This is a genomic window from Nocardia sp. NPDC127526, assembly GCF_042672265.1.
Lineage (GTDB): Bacteria > Actinomycetota > Actinomycetes > Mycobacteriales > Mycobacteriaceae > Nocardia.
In genome coordinates this window covers 1-13,577 of sequence record NZ_JBHXVO010000001.1, presented here as the reverse complement: position 1 = coordinate 13,577, position 13,577 = coordinate 1, and the positions used below count along the sequence as shown (strand labels likewise).

The following is a 13,577-nucleotide window of genomic DNA, read 5'->3' as shown; positions in this document are numbered from 1 at the left end:
CCGGGGCAAGGGAATTAGGCGGCGAACTCCGCGCCCAGCTCGCGGAACACCTCGGTGTTCAGCGTGAACGCCAGCCGCGCCTCATCGAGCACCTGCTCGACCTCGGGACCGCCGACCGGCAGCTGATCGAGCTGCTCGCGGTATTCGCGTTTGAACGCAGCGGGATTCGAGATGCCGTCGAAGACGTAGAACCGCACGCCGTCGCCCTTCTTGGGCAGGTCCCACAGCTTCTCGGCGGTCCCGCGAATGACCTGGCCGCCGGAAAGATCGCCCAGGTAGCGGGTGTAGTGGTGGGCCACGTATCCGGCCGGGAAGCTGCGCGCGCACTCCTCGATGCGGGCGGCGTAGGCGGCGGTGGACGGCAGCGCGGTCAGCTCATCGCGCCAGTTCGCCCCGCCCAGGTGGGCCAGATCGGCTTCCAGGGACTGCAGGCGGGCCAGTTCCGGCCGGATGAACGGCCCCGCGACCGGATTCCCGGCGAGCTCGGCGGAATGCTTCTCCAGGGCGGCGTAGACGAACCACAGCTGCGCGGTGTAGCGGTAGAAGGCCTCGACTCCGAGTGCGCCGCCGAGCATGTCGCGCATGAAGGTGGAGTGTTCGGCCTCTTCGTGCTGCCGCTCGGTCGCGGTGCGGATGAGGGTCGAGAACGGCGTGCCGGTGTCGGTGGTGTTGGCCTGCGCAGACATGGTCTAACAACCTCTCGTGATCAACTCCGGAACCGCCGAAGTATGGCTACCCTAACTTCCCCATCGACTGTACGCGTCAGCAACGATCTCGCGATTCGAACTTTGCGGTCCCGGCGATCCAACTTTCGGATGATTTTCCGGACGGGGTTGACAAGGCTCCCGGCCGTCTGCCAACCTCTCAAACCAGGTCATGAGTACCAGCGCAAAGCCCCGGCTAGCTGGTCGGCAACCCTCCTCCGCGGTGGGGTGCTCCGGGTGACGACCAGGCCGCAGCCCAAAACCGGGCGCGGCAAGCGCGGACTCTCGATCATTCGATCGCGTGTCCCTGGCCCGATGGGATTTCGTGATGACTGCTTTCGCCGACCAGACCTGTGCCGCTCTCGCCACCGTCTCCGGCTGTGACCTCCAGGTGCCCCTCGTGCAGGGCGGGACCATTCGCTACGCCAACTTCGACTACGCCGCCAGCGCACCCGCCCTGCAGCAGGTCACCGACCGGATCGCCGAACTGCTGCCGACCTACGCCAGCGTGCACCGCGGCGCCGGCTACGCCTCGCGCATCTCAACCGACTGCTACGAATCCGCCCGCGGTTCGGTCGCCCGCTTCCTCAATGCCGCCGACGATCAGGTCGTGGTCTTCACCCGCAACACCACCGATTCGCTGAACCTGCTCGCCTCCTGCGTGCCCGGCGACACCGTGGTCCTGGACGTGGAACACCACGCCAACTTCCTGCCGTGGACCCGCCACGGCCGCCGCGTGGTGCCCATTGCCGACACCATCGAGGAGACCATCCAGCGCATCGTGGCCGAACTGTGCAGCAAACCCGCTGCGCTGCTGGCCATTACGGGCGCCTCGAATGTGACCGGTGAACTGCTCCCGCTGGAGCGCCTGGCCTGGATCGCGCACCAGTGCGGCACCCGCATCCTGGTCGACGCCGCCCAACTGGCCCCGCACCGCCGCATCGACCTGAAGACCACCGGCATCGACTACCTGGCCTTCTCCGGCCACAAGGCCTACGCCCCCTTCGGCGCGGGCGTGCTGGTCGGCCGCCGCGACTGGCTCGATGCCGCCGAGCCGTATCTGGCCGGCGGCGGCGCGGTGCGCTCGGTGACCGCCGACGGCGCCGACTGGGCGCCCGCCCCGCAGCGCCACGAGGCCGGCTCCCCCAATGTGCTCGGCGTGGCCGCCCTGGCCGCGGCCTGCGACACCCTCGCCGGACTGGACGAGGCCACCGTGCTCGAGCACGAGCAGTACCTCACCCATCGCCTGCGCTACGGTCTGAAAACCGTTCCGGGCGTGAAGTTCCTGCGCATCTTCCGGGACAGCACCGACGCCGTCGGCATTGTCGCCTTCACCATCGACGGCTTCGAGCCCGGGCAGGTCGCCGCCTACCTCTCGGCCGAGCACGGCATCGGCGTGCGCGACGGTCGCTTCTGCGCCCACCCGCTGCTGTCCCGCCTCGGCGTGGACGCCGCCCTGCGCGCCAGCATCGGCCTGGGCACCACCGCCGCCGACGTGGACCGGCTCATCGACGCCGTCGCCACCCTGGTGGAGAACGGCCCGGCCTGGAATTACGCCCGCACCGAGGGCCATTGGAACCCGGTCCCGGAAACCCGCCCTTTCGCGAATACCGATGCGGGAGCTGCGCCCTGCGGCTTTTGAGGGTTCGGGGCGAAGCCCCTGAGAGTCCCGAGAGTTGGGTTATGGCACGAGATAGCGGGCGGCGAGCTCCTCGACGAAGGGATCGTCGTCCGCTACCGCATTCAGCAGGTCCAGGTCATCGCGCACCGAGATCTCACGCGGATCATCCAGTTCCGGATCGGCGGGACCGTCCTCTTCCAGCTGCCGGATCAATTTCGCGCGCACGCGCTCTTTCAACGTGTCAGCCATAACCCGAGCATGCCATCAAACAGGCGCGAGCCAGCTCCCCCACGGCGTATTCCGGACGACCGTATATATAAGGAGCAGAGCCAGCGTGATCCACAGGGCCTTCTTCGGCAGCACCTGAGGTAGTCGCGGAATCGTCTCCCCGCGCCACCCGCGCACCAGCCACGATCCCCACCACACGGCGAAGCCCAGCAGCAACGGCACGATCAGAATATTGCTGTGGACGGCATCGAGAATCCGCCCGTCGGTGAGATTGTGCAGTCCCCGCAATCCCCCGCACCCCGGGCACCACAGCCCGGTCAGCTCGTAGAACGGGCAGAACCCGTACGACCCTTCCGCGTGCGGATCCCGGAAATGCAGCAGGGCCAATCCGCCCGCCACCGCCGCGCCCGCGAGCAATGGCATGCCCACGCCGACCCAGCGGGGCCGGGCCGGATTTTCGTTCACGGGCGCTGACGTGGTGTCCACGAGCATCAACGGTAGCCGGGCCCGCGGCGCGCTGCCAGATCGCCGACGGGTGCGAGCAGCACGCCCGCGAGCATATCGATGATCTCCATGCGCGCTCGCATCTCCGCGGACTCCACCCGGCCCGCCTCGACGGCGCGTTCGTGATCGGCGAGCAGCGCGAAAAGCACTGTGGGCAGGGTGCGTAACCGCCGGATGCGCACACCCGGCGGCAATGCCGTCAGCTCGTCGCCGAGCCGCTGCATGATCACCCGGACCGAGGTGCGCGCCTCGCTGGCCAGGTTCGCGGCATCGGTCACCGCCGGGTGAGTATGGATCTGCTCCAGGAATCGCGCGTAGTGATTGATGCCGTACCGCTCGTTCAGCTCGAACATGGGCAGCACCAGGGCTTCCAGCAGCCCGTGCACCGAGGCCGCCGAACCCGTCTGTTCCGCAAGCAATTCCAGCCGCCGCACTTCGAGGGTGGCCAGCCGGTGCTCGACCACGGCTTCGATCAAGCCGTCGCGCGACCCGAAGTGGTATTGGATGGCCGAATTGTTCCGCTGTCCGGCGGCCGCCGCGATATCGCGCAGCGGTACGGCCTGCCCGCGTTCGGCGATCAGCCGCTCGGCGGCCTCGATGATCCGCTCTCGCGCTTCGGTGACTGCCATGCGTGCAGACTAGCCTGCCCAGCAGCGGTTAAAGAACTAGTCCTTGACAGTTAAGAATTAATTCTTAAAGCTACGTGTGACCGTCGCCATACCGGAAGGACCGCTCGATGATCCTGGACAAATTCCGCCTGGACGGCCGGGTAGCCGTCATTACCGGCGCGGGCCGCGGCATCGGTGCGGCCGCCGCCCTGGCCCTCGCCGAGGCGGGCGCGGATGTCGCCATCGCCGCGCGCACGGAGTCCCAGCTCGACGAGGTGGCGGGCAAGGTGCGCGCCCTCGGCCGTCGCGCCTTCGTCTTTCCCGGCGATCTCTCGCACACCGGAACGCTGAAGGACTTCGCGGAGGCCGCCGCCGGGAATCTCGGTCGTCTCGACATCGTCGTCAACAATGTGGGCGGCACCATGCCCAATACCTTCCTGACCACCAGCGCCGAATTCCTCGACCAGGCTTTTCATTTCAATGTCACGACCGCGCACGCGCTGACCAGGGCGGCCACCCCGCATCTGCTGGCCGCCGGCGGCGGCTCGGTCGTCAACATCACCTCGACCCTGGGCCGGGTGCCCGGTCGCGGCTACCTCGCCTACGGCACGGCCAAGGCCGCGCTGGCGCACTGGACCCGTCTCGCCGCCACCGACCTGTCCCCGCGCATCCGGGTCAATGCCATCGCGGTCGGCTCGACCCTCACTTCCGCCCTGGATGTCGTTGCGCAGCAACCGGAAATGAAGAAGCAGATGGAGGATGCCACCCCGCTGGGACGCCTCGGCGAACCGTGGGAGATCGCCGCCGCCATCGTCTACCTCTCCTCCCCCGCCGGCGGTTACCTCACCGGCAAGGTCCTCGAAGTGGACGGCGGACTCATCAGTCCCAACCTGGAACTCCCCATCCCCGATCTGTGATCGTCTGCCCGCCAGGAGTTCTGCCATGAAATACCGCGTAGTCCAGTGGAGCACCGGCAATGTCGGCCGCCGCACCCTGCGTTCCATCCTCGCCCGCCCCGAACTCGAGCTGGTCGGCGTCTGGGTCTCCAGTGCGGCCAAAGCCGGTAAGGACGCCGGTGAACTCGCCGGCCTCGACCGCGACACCGGCGTCCTGGCCACCACGGATGCCCAGGCGCTCATCGACCTGAAACCCGATTGCATCGTCCACACCGCCATGGCCGACGACCGCCTGCTGGAGGCGGTGGAGGATCTGAAATCCTTCCTGCGCGCCGGGATCAATGTGGTCTCCAGCAGTCCCGTCTTCCTGCAATTCCCCTACGGCACCCTGCCCGACGACGCCATCACCCCCATCGTCGACGCCGCCACCGCGGGCGGAGTGTCGCTGTGGGTCAACGGCATCGATCCGGGCTGGGCCAATGACTGGCTGCCGCTGCTGCTGTCCAGCGGCTCCGAGCGCATCGACGCCATCGTCTGCTCGGAGATCATGGACTACTCCACCTACGACAATCCCAAGGTCCTGTTCGACATCATGGGCTTCGGGCGGCCGCTCGACGACCTGCCGCTGCTGCTGCAACCCGGGGTCCTCACCCTCGCGTGGGGCAGTGTGATCCGCCAGCTCGCCGCCGCGCTGGATGTCGAACTCGACGCTGTCACACAGCATTTCGAACGGCTTCCGGCGACCGAGGAGATCGTGATCGGCGCGCACACCATCGCGCCCGGCACCGCGGCGGCGCTCCGCTTCCAGATCCACGGCCTGCGCAACGGCCGCGAGGTGCTGACCCTCGAACACGTCACCCGCCTGCATCCCGCGCTCGCGCCCGACTGGCCGCAACCGGCCGGAAAGGGTTGCTACCGAGTGGAAATCAAGGGCGAACCCGACTATCAGCTCGACCTGCAGCTCTACAGCAATGGCGATCACGCCGAGGCGGGCGTGGTCGGCACCGCCGCCCGGCTGGTCAGCGCCGTCCCCGCGGTGGTGCAGGCGCGGCCGGGTCTGCTCACCGCCACCGATCTCCCGCTCACCACCGGCCGCGGGGTGGTGTCGCCCTAGACGGCGGCCCGGCCGATCACATCGTCGAGCACGTCGCGGGAGCGCAGCAGATCGCGGATCTTGCGATCGATGCGCTCCCGTTCGCCTTTCAGCTCGTCGACCAGCTCCGGGGTGGCGAATTCATTGGCCCGGCCGTCGGCATCGCGCATGCACGGCAGGATCTGCGCGATCTTCTTACTGGGCAGGCCCGCCGCGTACAACTCCTGGATGTGGATGACCCGGTCCACCGCCATCTCCGGATAGTCGCGATGACCGCCCGAGGTGCGGGTGGACACCAGCAGCCCCTGCTCCTCGTAGTAGCGCAGGGAGCGCTCACTGACCCCGGTGCGCGCCGCCAGCTCCCCGATTCGCATGCGCCACCTGGCCTTTCGTCTCCGGGCTTGATTCTCACATCAATGTCAGGTTTTACCGTACCCGCATGACGAACGACGCACCGCGCAACAGCCTCTTCGACGCCGCCGCAATCGGCGCCCTCGACCTGCCGAACCGCCTGGTCATGGCGCCCATGTCCCGCAATCGCGCCGCCGCCGACGGCACCCCCACCGAACTCATGGCCGCCTACTACGCGCAGCGCGCGAGCGCCGGGCTGATCATCGCCGAGGCCGCGACCCCGAACCGGGTCGGCAAGACCTTCGCCGGCATCCCCGCCATTCACACCGAGGCTCACATTGCCGGCTGGCGGCGGGTCACCGATGCGGTGCACGCCGACGGCGGCCGCATGTTCCTGCAGATCCAGCACGGCGGCCGCATCGGACATCCGGACAACAGCGGGCTGACCCCGATCGCGCCCTCGCCGATCGCGCTGCCCGACACCATCCACACCGCCGCCGGGTCCCGGCCCGCTCCCGTCCCCCTGGCAATGACCCTCGACGACATCCACACCACCATCGCGGATTTCGCCGCCGCGGCCCGCAAGGCCATCGCGGCCGGATTCGACGGCGTGGAAGTGCACAGCGCCAATGGCTTCCTGCTGCACCAGTTCCTGTCCGACAACACCAATCGGCGCACCGACTCCTACGGCGGTTCGATCCGCAATCGGATCCGCTTCACCGTCGAGGTGGTCGAGGCCGTCGCCGCGGCCATCGGACCCGAGCGGGTCGGGGTGCGCATCGCCCCCGGCGTCACCGCCAATGCCATCGCCGAGAGCGACACCGCGCAGCTGTACCCGGCGCTGATCGACGCCCTGTCCGGCAAGGACCTCGCGTACCTGCACGTGGTCTTCGCCGATCCGGATTCCCCGGTCTTCCAGGACATCCGGCGCAACTGGCGGGGCACCCTCATCGCCAACCCCTACCTGGGCTGGGGCGAGCCGCTGCCCGCCGACGGCGGCAAGCAGCAGGCCGAACGCCTGCTGGCCGCGGGCGCCGACCTCATCTCCCTCGGCCGCCCGTTCCTGGCCAACCCGGACCTGGTCGAACGCCTGCGCGCGGACGCACCCATCAACCCGTTCCGCGACGCCTACTTCTATGGCGGCGACGCCACCGGCTACACCGACTACCCGGTTCTCGCCGACAGCCTCGTTTCCTCAGGGCACCAGTAGGCCCCAGTAGAGCGCCCACAGGGTGAATGCCGTTCCCCCGCAGACCAAGAGCGTCCATCTGGTGCGAGCGCCCGCGCCCGCACCGGAAAGGGTGTCACGGCCCCGCACCACGACGAAGCCGAGGGCGACCACCGCGCACACCGCGATCAGCTGCAAGACCAGCCACGGCAGCGTGCGGCCGACCACGAGCGGGCCGAACGAGGTCGTGCGCGACAGCATCAGGAAGCCGAGCTGGACGATAGCGCCGAGGGTGGCGATCGCGGCCGCGGACACCAGGATTCGGGCGGGCAGGACGTTCGGCAACCGCCAGGCCCGAACCAGGCCGGTCAGCGCGTAACCACTGAGGGCGACCACAATGCCGAACAGCAGCGCCAATTGGACCGCCGTGGACTCCCACCAGGCCGGCGGCTTCAGCGTCTGTGCCGAATGTCCCTGCACTGCAGCAGGATCCACCTCGCCTGCGGCGCTACCGGGCAGCCCGTGCACCCAATCGGCCATGAGCTCGACATAGCCGGGAGCCAGCTCCGGCAGCTTGTCGAATCCGTCCGTCGTGGAGAACCCGCCGTGCTGGGCATTCGGCAACGTGCGCAGCGTGTAGTTCGTCTTGCCCACCGCGTCGAACGCCGCCCGGAAACCCCGCAAGCTGTCCCCCGGCGGAGTGAGCCGATCCAGTTCACCCCAGATAGCGAGCACCGGCTGCGGGATCCGCTGCAGCACCGGCACCCCGTCGTAATCCGCCTGCGCGAACTGTCCCGCGCCCACCAGTTGCCGGATCGCATTGGGCGCCAGCCGATCAACCATCGACCCACGCACCCCTCCCGCCATGAGCCTGGTCTCGTTCGCCCAGTTCTGCTGCGCGGCGGGAGGCAGCGAGTTCGCCCCGATCGTAATCAGGAAGGCGGCCGCACTCGCTCGCGAAACCGCCAGCGGCGCAACCCATCCACCTTCGGACAGCCCCCAAATGCCGACCCGCCGCGGATCCACCTCGGGCCGATTCCGCAGCGCGGCAAGTCCGGCCACCGCATCGTCGGCGAGCAGCGAATAGTCCCGATGCGCGGGCGTGTAATCCTCGGTGCGCTTGTCATAGCGCAGCGCGACAATGCCCGCCCGCGCGAGCGCCTCGCCCACCTGGGCGTATTGCTCGTTGCGCCCGTTCCCCGACCCGTGCACGAGCACCACTCCAGGCAGCCCCATGGCCCCCGCCGGCGCGTGCACCGTTCCACCCGTCGTAGTCCCGTCGGATCGGGTGAAGGTGATATCGACCTCGACGACCTCGGTCGCGCCCGCCACCGGCGCCCCCGCTACGACGGCGGCAATCATGATGACCAACAAGACAATTCGTCGCACGATCGGCAACATGGTGAATCCTTACTCGCTGTAGTCCATCCCCGGAGCCGGAAACGCGATGAACCGCGTCAACACCCGGCGCGCCCCGGGCCGCCCCTCGGCATGCGTGGCCTGAAAGCGCTTGAGCAGCAGGAGATACTCCTCGAAGAACCCCTCCAGCTCCTCCCGCGTCGCATAGATGGCCCCCCGCGAAAACGGCAACATATCCGCCCACTCCCCCAACTGCCCCCGCTCACTCCGATACCGCTGAAAGCTCTCCACATCATCAGCGATATGCACCGCGAGCAGCCCCTCCATCACCTCCCGCAACTCCGGCGACGGATTCCGATCCACCCGATACCGCAAATCCTGCGGCTTGGACCGCCACCACCGCTCCTTCCCCTTCGCCAGCTCCACCGCCTCCTCGATGAACCCGAACTCCGCAAGCTGCCGCAGGTGATAACTCGTAGCCCCACTGCTCTCCCCCAACACCGCCCCCAACGCCGTAGCCGTAGCAGGCCCCTTCTCCGCCAGCTCCCGCAGAATCCGCTGCCGCAACGGATGCGCCAACGCCCGCAACGCCGCCGGATCGGTGATCTCCCTGGGCGCAGGTACCTCATCAGCCATACGTACAAAGTACTCTTTGCAAAGAGATCTCTGCAAAGATTTCTTTGCACAACTGGCCGCTGAACCGCAGAAACCCCCGATGTGGAATCCACATCGGGGGTCTGATCTCGGAGCCGCCTGGGGGAATCGAACCCCCGACCTTTTCATTCCGGCCGACCACGGCTACCTGACACGATCACAGGCGGCCGATCACAACGACAAAGCCTCAACCATCTGCGGAAATGACTCGCAGCGGACTACTCTCGACAATCGAACACACATTCGGACAACGCGGACGGATGGCCACTTTGTTGGGACTTCGTTGGGGCTCAAGGACGTCGGCCGCTGCAGCACGCGGTCTGCACCATCGACCACTGCATCGCGTCGCTACGAAAGTACTGTCGAGACCAATTCAAGAGGGGAGGTGTCATGGCGGACAAATCGAGTATCGAATGGACCGAAGCAACATGGAACCCGGTGACAGGGTGCGACCGCGTATCACCCGGCTGCGATCACTGTCTAGCACCCGAAACCCTTGTACTCATGGCCGACCATTCCCTAAAGCCCATAGGGGACTTGGTCGTTGGCGACAATGTACTCAGCTTCACGGAGAATCCGGGCCACGGCCGGAACCGCGTCATCGAGGTCGGCGAGGTGCTGGCGACGTGGCGAACGGAGGCACCAACTGTAACGATCACCACAGCGGCCGGGAAGTCGGTGACAGCCAGCGACAATCACCTGTGGCTTGCGCAAGCACGTCCCTACTGGCGGCGCAGCGATGCTCTGAGCTTCAAGACCCGACTGTGCGGATTCGGCCCAGTCGCGCAGACCGATCCGGGCACCGAAGACTTCCTTCACGGGTACCTGGCCGGAGCCACAGCAGGCGACGGAACGATGCGCTGGGACGGAGGCAAAACCACCGATAGGCAACGTCGCCAACCATATTGGCGCGTGGCGGTACTCGAAGCCGACTCCGCGATCCTGGACAGACTTGTGACCGCACTCGCCACCGCCGGCGTCGATGCAGCGATACGTCGATTCGAACAGTACGGTGACCCGCGTGGTCGCTTCAGCAAGCGCAACGGACAGCCGCCAGCACCGATGGCAAAGGTCGAGATACGAAATGCGCGTGGTTTGAATGCGATATCGGCGATGCTGGTCGAACGGGATACGGTTGCGTGGATGGCCGGATGGCTTTCCGGATTCCTCGACACCGATGGCAGCAGCGACGGGTCGTCCATACGGTGGAGCCAGGTCAAGGCAAACGATTACCTTGACCGAACGATCAAGTACTGCGCATCACTTGGGTTCACGGCGACACGTGAGAGTTACCTCGGCGATCGCGCGACAACCGTTCGCCTGAAAGCTCCCAGCCTGAGCGTAAAGGCGCAGTTCCTCAGCTTGATCCGCCCAGCGCTCGAGCGAAAGTGCAGCCGGTTCGAGGGTCGGAGGTTCAGTGTCGAACCGGAAGCAATTGTCGGGCTGACTCGCGGCCCGGTCCGGGAATTGGTCGACATCACGACAAGCTCGGGCACGTTCATTGCAGCGGGGTTGGCGACCCATAACTGCTACGCGATGACCCTCGCGAAGCGCCTCAAGGCGATGGGTGCGGAGAAGTACCAGAACGACGGGGATCCACGCACCTCCGGCCCAGGGTTCGGGGTGACGATTCATCCGTCAGCACTTGATATTCCACGGCGCTGGCGACAGCCGCGCGTGGTGTTCGTCAACAGCATGTCGGACCTGTTCCACGCGAAGGTGCCGATCGGTTTCATTCGAGACGTCTTCGACGTGATGAGGGAAACACCTCAGCACACATATCAGGTGCTCACCAAACGATCGCTGCGCCTGAAACGCGTTGCGGACCAACTGGACTGGCCCAGCAACCTCTGGATGGGAGTCTCGGTCGAAGCCGCCGAACACCTGATCCGCGTCGACCACTTGCGGAACGTGCCGGCGGCTGTCCGATTCCTATCCTGCGAGCCGCTACTGGGGCCACTCGACGGCTTGAAACTCGACGACATCGGGTGGGTGATCGCGGGCGGCGAATCCGGTGCCCGCCACCGACCGATGGATCCGGCGTGGGTGCGTGACATCCGCGACATCTGTGAGGTCGCCGGAGTTCCGTTTTTCTTCAAGCAATGGGGTGGGCGGACACCGAAGGCGATGGGTCGTGAGCTCGATGGCAGGGTATGGGGCGAGATGCCCGCCGTGGCCACCTAATCGCCGCTCCCGGAATCATGGTCGGTCGGTGGCCGGTGGCGATCGTTCCACCACTTTCGGCTCGAAGGCCTCCAGTGGGGCGTTGACCTCCAGAGCACTTCTCTCTTTCCCTCAGGATCCATAACAGGCAGGGGTTCAGTGGCAGGCAGTTCGGACAGGGCGATCAGGGACAACTTCCCCAACTCTTCTTCCCGCTTCGTGATGGCCAGCCGCCGCGCCTCATCGATCATTCTGGGCTCGCGCTCGGCTGCTTGGCGATACAGGTCTCGCATGATCTTGGCACCGACGTCGTGATCGGAGGCGAATACCATGTCGTAGATCGCGTGGCCGTTGGTCATCCGCATGGGAATCCGCTCGGTGTGCAGGTAACCGAGATGTTCAGTCAACCGGAACCGGATGAGATTGACCATCTCGTCCTGATACTCGGGCACGGTAATGATCCGGGCATCTCGAGCATCCTGAATGTTCAGCCAGTTCCAGGTGCCGTAGAAGCGGCTGATCTTCTCTCGGAACGCCCGGGTCTTCGATTCCTGACCGCCGACACCGCGAGCCAGAGACGCCGGCGAAACCAGAAGCCACAACTCCGGTTTCGTCTTCGATCTAGGATCTTTGAACTTGGACAGCCTTACCAGCGTCTCCCACTCCACCTCTGCGGCCTGCTGGTCGATGAAGACGAACGTTGGCGCCCAGTTCAAGGGCCGCAGATCGGCGAGAACAGCACCGATGGTTCTATTGCAATCACCTCGCACCACCCGGAAGTCCGCCTGCGGAAACTCTTTGCGCAGCACAACTTCCAGCTTGTCCGCATTGGCTGGAAGCTCGAAGAATACGTGCCGAGTGAATCCCGGGTTCGCAGACAGTACCCGCCGCGGTGAGCCATCGATCACCGAACCGCTCAGCCGCTCCACATTCTCGGGTCGCCCCGCCATCAGATCGAGATACAGCCGCTCTGAACTGCGCTTTGACGCCGTGTTGAATGCAGGCACGTAGTCACCGAGGATATTGAGCTTGTTGCTCGTCCAGTAGGACCATTCACGCGCCACCGTGGGCCTCCCGCCGCCCCTGCAGGCCTACACCACCCTGGCCCGCCCCATGGAGAGTACTGAACTCGGCCCATTTCTGTTGCCCAACAGGATGACTCCTGGTGCCACGACCGTGACGATGCGTGCCCCATTTGTCCCGTTGAAGCCTCCGCAACTGCTAGCCGAGAGGTACCCAGCCGCCGGCAACCTGCCGGGCCTGGATAGCGTCAGCGAATTCGTGCACGAGATCGAGGGTGTCGTGGTCGGGCCGCAGCACCGAACCCAGCACAAGTACGATGCCTCCGAGTTCGCGGATACGGTCTACCACCTCCGGCTCGCATTCGGCGGCGAACCCAGCGCGGAGATCACCAAGCATCACGGTGATCGTCCCGCGGTCGTCGAGGCTCGCGATTGCGTTCGGGATGCCGTCGCCCAGCCGCAGGACCTCACCACCGGTGTTGAGCCCAAACTGCGCGTAATAGTCGACGGTTGCGACCCGCCAGTGTCCGTCATCCTTGACCACGGCAACTTGTTCCAAGCCGGGATTGACCAGCAGAAATGGGCGCCAGCTCTCCACTCCAGTTTGCTCACCGACTGTTGGCAGCAGAAGAGCGCACGAGATCGTACTGAGCGTGGCCGTCGAGGAGGATTCCCTTCCGGACGTCGTCGCCAGTTCGTCCCAGCCGGCGGGGTGGCAGTCAGCGTGATGCAATGTCGCGGTTCCGCCGGACTCACGCACCTCTACATGCACCGCTGGGCGCGCGCCCACAAATTCCCTTCCGCACGTTTGACATTCGTGAGGCCACAGGTTGGTGGCCAGGCCTCGAAGACCCGCCGAGCCGAACGCTTCTCGGGTGATGTCGTCAACCAGAAACGGGAACGGCGGTTCATTCTTGTGTCTTCCCCACGGCATTGACTTCTCCCCACTGCCATTTGGACACGGCTCCTGGAACCAGGATGCCGCGCGGGAGCAATCTCTCGTGCCGGTTCGGCCAAGCATGCGGAATCCCGAGGCGGTCTCGTCGCGGATCTGATGCGATCGTGTCGCGGTTCTGATCCGATTCCCGTGTGCATCAGAATCGGATCAGAATCGGATCAGCGCGTCCGCTGACCTGCGCCTTCGGCGCAATGGCTCCCGCTTGCACGACCCCAACTCTCTACCGCTTCGCTGCAGAGAGTTGGGGT

At 66.0% G+C, this 13,577-nt stretch carries 14 protein-coding genes, 1 pseudogene and 1 riboswitch; of the genes and pseudogenes, 6 read left to right on the top strand and 9 right to left on the bottom strand.

Annotated elements, in window-relative coordinates; genetic code table 11:
• Positions 1-14: 14 nt before the first annotated feature.
• Positions 15-686, bottom strand: coding sequence for a heme oxygenase (biliverdin-producing) (locus tag ACFVIV_RS00075; protein WP_379192213.1), 672 nt, complete (start codon positions 684-686; stop codon positions 15-17).
• Positions 687-872: 186 nt separating this feature from the next.
• Positions 873-988: riboswitch (SAM riboswitch) on the top strand.
• Positions 989-1,032: 44 nt separating this feature from the next.
• On the opposite strand from ACFVIV_RS00075, the gene ACFVIV_RS00070 reads away from it, so the two are divergent.
• Complete coding sequence (locus tag ACFVIV_RS00070; protein WP_379192211.1) at positions 1,033-2,346, top strand: aminotransferase class V-fold PLP-dependent enzyme; 1,314 nt, start codon at positions 1,033-1,035, stop codon at positions 2,344-2,346.
• Between the two features lie 39 nt (positions 2,347-2,385).
• On the opposite strand, the gene ACFVIV_RS00065 is transcribed toward ACFVIV_RS00070, so the two are convergent.
• Genes ACFVIV_RS00065 through ACFVIV_RS00055 form a run of 3 tightly spaced genes read right to left on the bottom strand, consistent with a single transcriptional unit; the run spans position 2,386 to position 3,686 of the window.
• A complete protein-coding gene (locus ACFVIV_RS00065) occupies positions 2,386-2,574 on the bottom strand; it encodes a hypothetical protein (RefSeq protein ID WP_379192209.1) in 189 nt (62 codons plus the stop codon).
• Between the two features lie 15 nt (positions 2,575-2,589).
• On the bottom strand, positions 2,590-3,045 hold the full coding sequence (locus ACFVIV_RS00060; protein ID WP_379192207.1) for a DUF2752 domain-containing protein: 456 nt from the start codon (positions 3,043-3,045) through the stop codon (positions 2,590-2,592).
• Complete coding sequence (locus ACFVIV_RS00055) at positions 3,045-3,686, bottom strand: TetR family transcriptional regulator (protein WP_379192206.1); 642 nt, start codon at positions 3,684-3,686, stop codon at positions 3,045-3,047. The genes ACFVIV_RS00060 and ACFVIV_RS00055 overlap by 1 nt, the downstream gene beginning before the upstream one ends.
• A gap of 107 nt (positions 3,687-3,793) precedes the next feature.
• Here ACFVIV_RS00055 and ACFVIV_RS00050 point away from each other — a divergent pair, with 107 nt between their 5' ends.
• On the top strand, positions 3,794-4,582 hold the full coding sequence (locus ACFVIV_RS00050; RefSeq protein WP_379192204.1) for an SDR family oxidoreductase: 789 nt from the start codon (positions 3,794-3,796) through the stop codon (positions 4,580-4,582).
• A gap of 25 nt (positions 4,583-4,607) precedes the next feature.
• Positions 4,608-5,675, top strand: a complete 1,068-nt coding sequence (locus ACFVIV_RS00045) for a diacylglycerol kinase (protein ID WP_379192202.1) — start codon at positions 4,608-4,610, stop codon at positions 5,673-5,675.
• On the opposite strand, the gene ACFVIV_RS00040 is transcribed toward ACFVIV_RS00045, so the two are convergent.
• Positions 5,672-6,028: a MerR family transcriptional regulator gene (locus tag ACFVIV_RS00040; RefSeq protein ID WP_379192200.1), complete on the bottom strand. Its 357-nt coding sequence runs from the start codon at positions 6,026-6,028 to the stop codon at positions 5,672-5,674. The genes ACFVIV_RS00045 and ACFVIV_RS00040 overlap by 4 nt on opposite strands.
• Positions 6,029-6,093: 65 nt before the next feature.
• On the opposite strand from ACFVIV_RS00040, the gene ACFVIV_RS00035 reads away from it, so the two are divergent.
• Positions 6,094-7,215 (top strand): alkene reductase, encoded by a 1,122-nt coding sequence (locus tag ACFVIV_RS00035; RefSeq protein WP_379192198.1) that lies wholly within the window; start codon positions 6,094-6,096, stop codon positions 7,213-7,215.
• Here the strand turns inward: ACFVIV_RS00035 and ACFVIV_RS00030 are convergent.
• Positions 7,201-8,562 (bottom strand): alpha/beta hydrolase family protein, encoded by a 1,362-nt coding sequence (locus tag ACFVIV_RS00030; RefSeq protein WP_379192196.1) that lies wholly within the window; start codon positions 8,560-8,562, stop codon positions 7,201-7,203. The two genes, ACFVIV_RS00035 and ACFVIV_RS00030, sit on opposite strands and share 15 nt — an antisense overlap.
• Before the next feature lie 21 nt (positions 8,563-8,583).
• Complete coding sequence (locus tag ACFVIV_RS00025) at positions 8,584-9,168, bottom strand: ArsR/SmtB family transcription factor (RefSeq protein WP_379192194.1); 585 nt, start codon at positions 9,166-9,168, stop codon at positions 8,584-8,586.
• Between the two features lie 408 nt (positions 9,169-9,576).
• On the opposite strand from ACFVIV_RS00025, the pseudogene ACFVIV_RS00020 reads away from it, so the two are divergent.
• Positions 9,577-9,672, top strand: a pseudogene (locus ACFVIV_RS00020) (DUF5131 family protein); the annotation flags it as partial.
• Between the two features lie 981 nt (positions 9,673-10,653).
• On the top strand, positions 10,654-11,370 hold the full coding sequence (locus ACFVIV_RS00015) for a DUF5131 family protein (RefSeq protein WP_379193083.1): 717 nt from the start codon (positions 10,654-10,656) through the stop codon (positions 11,368-11,370).
• On the opposite strand, the gene tcmP is transcribed toward ACFVIV_RS00015, so the two are convergent.
• Both tcmP and ACFVIV_RS00005 read right to left on the bottom strand, forming a co-directional pair.
• The gene (gene tcmP, locus ACFVIV_RS00010; protein WP_379192192.1) at positions 11,367-12,413 is read right to left on the bottom strand and encodes a three-Cys-motif partner protein TcmP; all 1,047 of its coding nucleotides are present in this window, start codon (positions 12,411-12,413) and stop codon (positions 11,367-11,369) included. The two genes, ACFVIV_RS00015 and tcmP, sit on opposite strands and share 4 nt — an antisense overlap.
• A 157-nt stretch (positions 12,414-12,570) precedes the next feature.
• Positions 12,571-13,305, bottom strand: coding sequence for a hypothetical protein (locus ACFVIV_RS00005; RefSeq protein WP_379192190.1), 735 nt, complete (start codon positions 13,303-13,305; stop codon positions 12,571-12,573).
• Between the last annotated feature and the right edge of the window lie 272 nt (positions 13,306-13,577).

Coding starts and splice junctions, on each gene's coding strand:
- ACFVIV_RS00055 (WP_379192206.1), bottom strand. CDS start 3,686: ATGGCAGTCACCGAAGCGCGAGAGCGGATCATCGAGGCCGCCGAGCGG.
- ACFVIV_RS00035 (WP_379192198.1), top strand. CDS start 6,094: ATGACGAACGACGCACCGCGCAACAGCCTCTTCGACGCCGCCGCAATC.
- ACFVIV_RS00045 (WP_379192202.1), top strand. CDS start 4,608: ATGAAATACCGCGTAGTCCAGTGGAGCACCGGCAATGTCGGCCGCCGC.
- ACFVIV_RS00005 (WP_379192190.1), bottom strand. CDS start 13,305: ATGCCGTGGGGAAGACACAAGAATGAACCGCCGTTCCCGTTTCTGGTT.
- ACFVIV_RS00070 (WP_379192211.1), top strand. CDS start 1,033: ATGACTGCTTTCGCCGACCAGACCTGTGCCGCTCTCGCCACCGTCTCC.
- ACFVIV_RS00025 (WP_379192194.1), bottom strand. CDS start 9,168: ATGGCTGATGAGGTACCTGCGCCCAGGGAGATCACCGATCCGGCGGCG.
- ACFVIV_RS00050 (WP_379192204.1), top strand. CDS start 3,794: ATGATCCTGGACAAATTCCGCCTGGACGGCCGGGTAGCCGTCATTACC.
- ACFVIV_RS00065 (WP_379192209.1), bottom strand. CDS start 2,574: ATGGCTGACACGTTGAAAGAGCGCGTGCGCGCGAAATTGATCCGGCAG.
- ACFVIV_RS00040 (WP_379192200.1), bottom strand. CDS start 6,028: ATGCGAATCGGGGAGCTGGCGGCGCGCACCGGGGTCAGTGAGCGCTCC.
- ACFVIV_RS00060 (WP_379192207.1), bottom strand. CDS start 3,045: ATGCTCGTGGACACCACGTCAGCGCCCGTGAACGAAAATCCGGCCCGG.
- ACFVIV_RS00075 (WP_379192213.1), bottom strand. CDS start 686: ATGTCTGCGCAGGCCAACACCACCGACACCGGCACGCCGTTCTCGACC.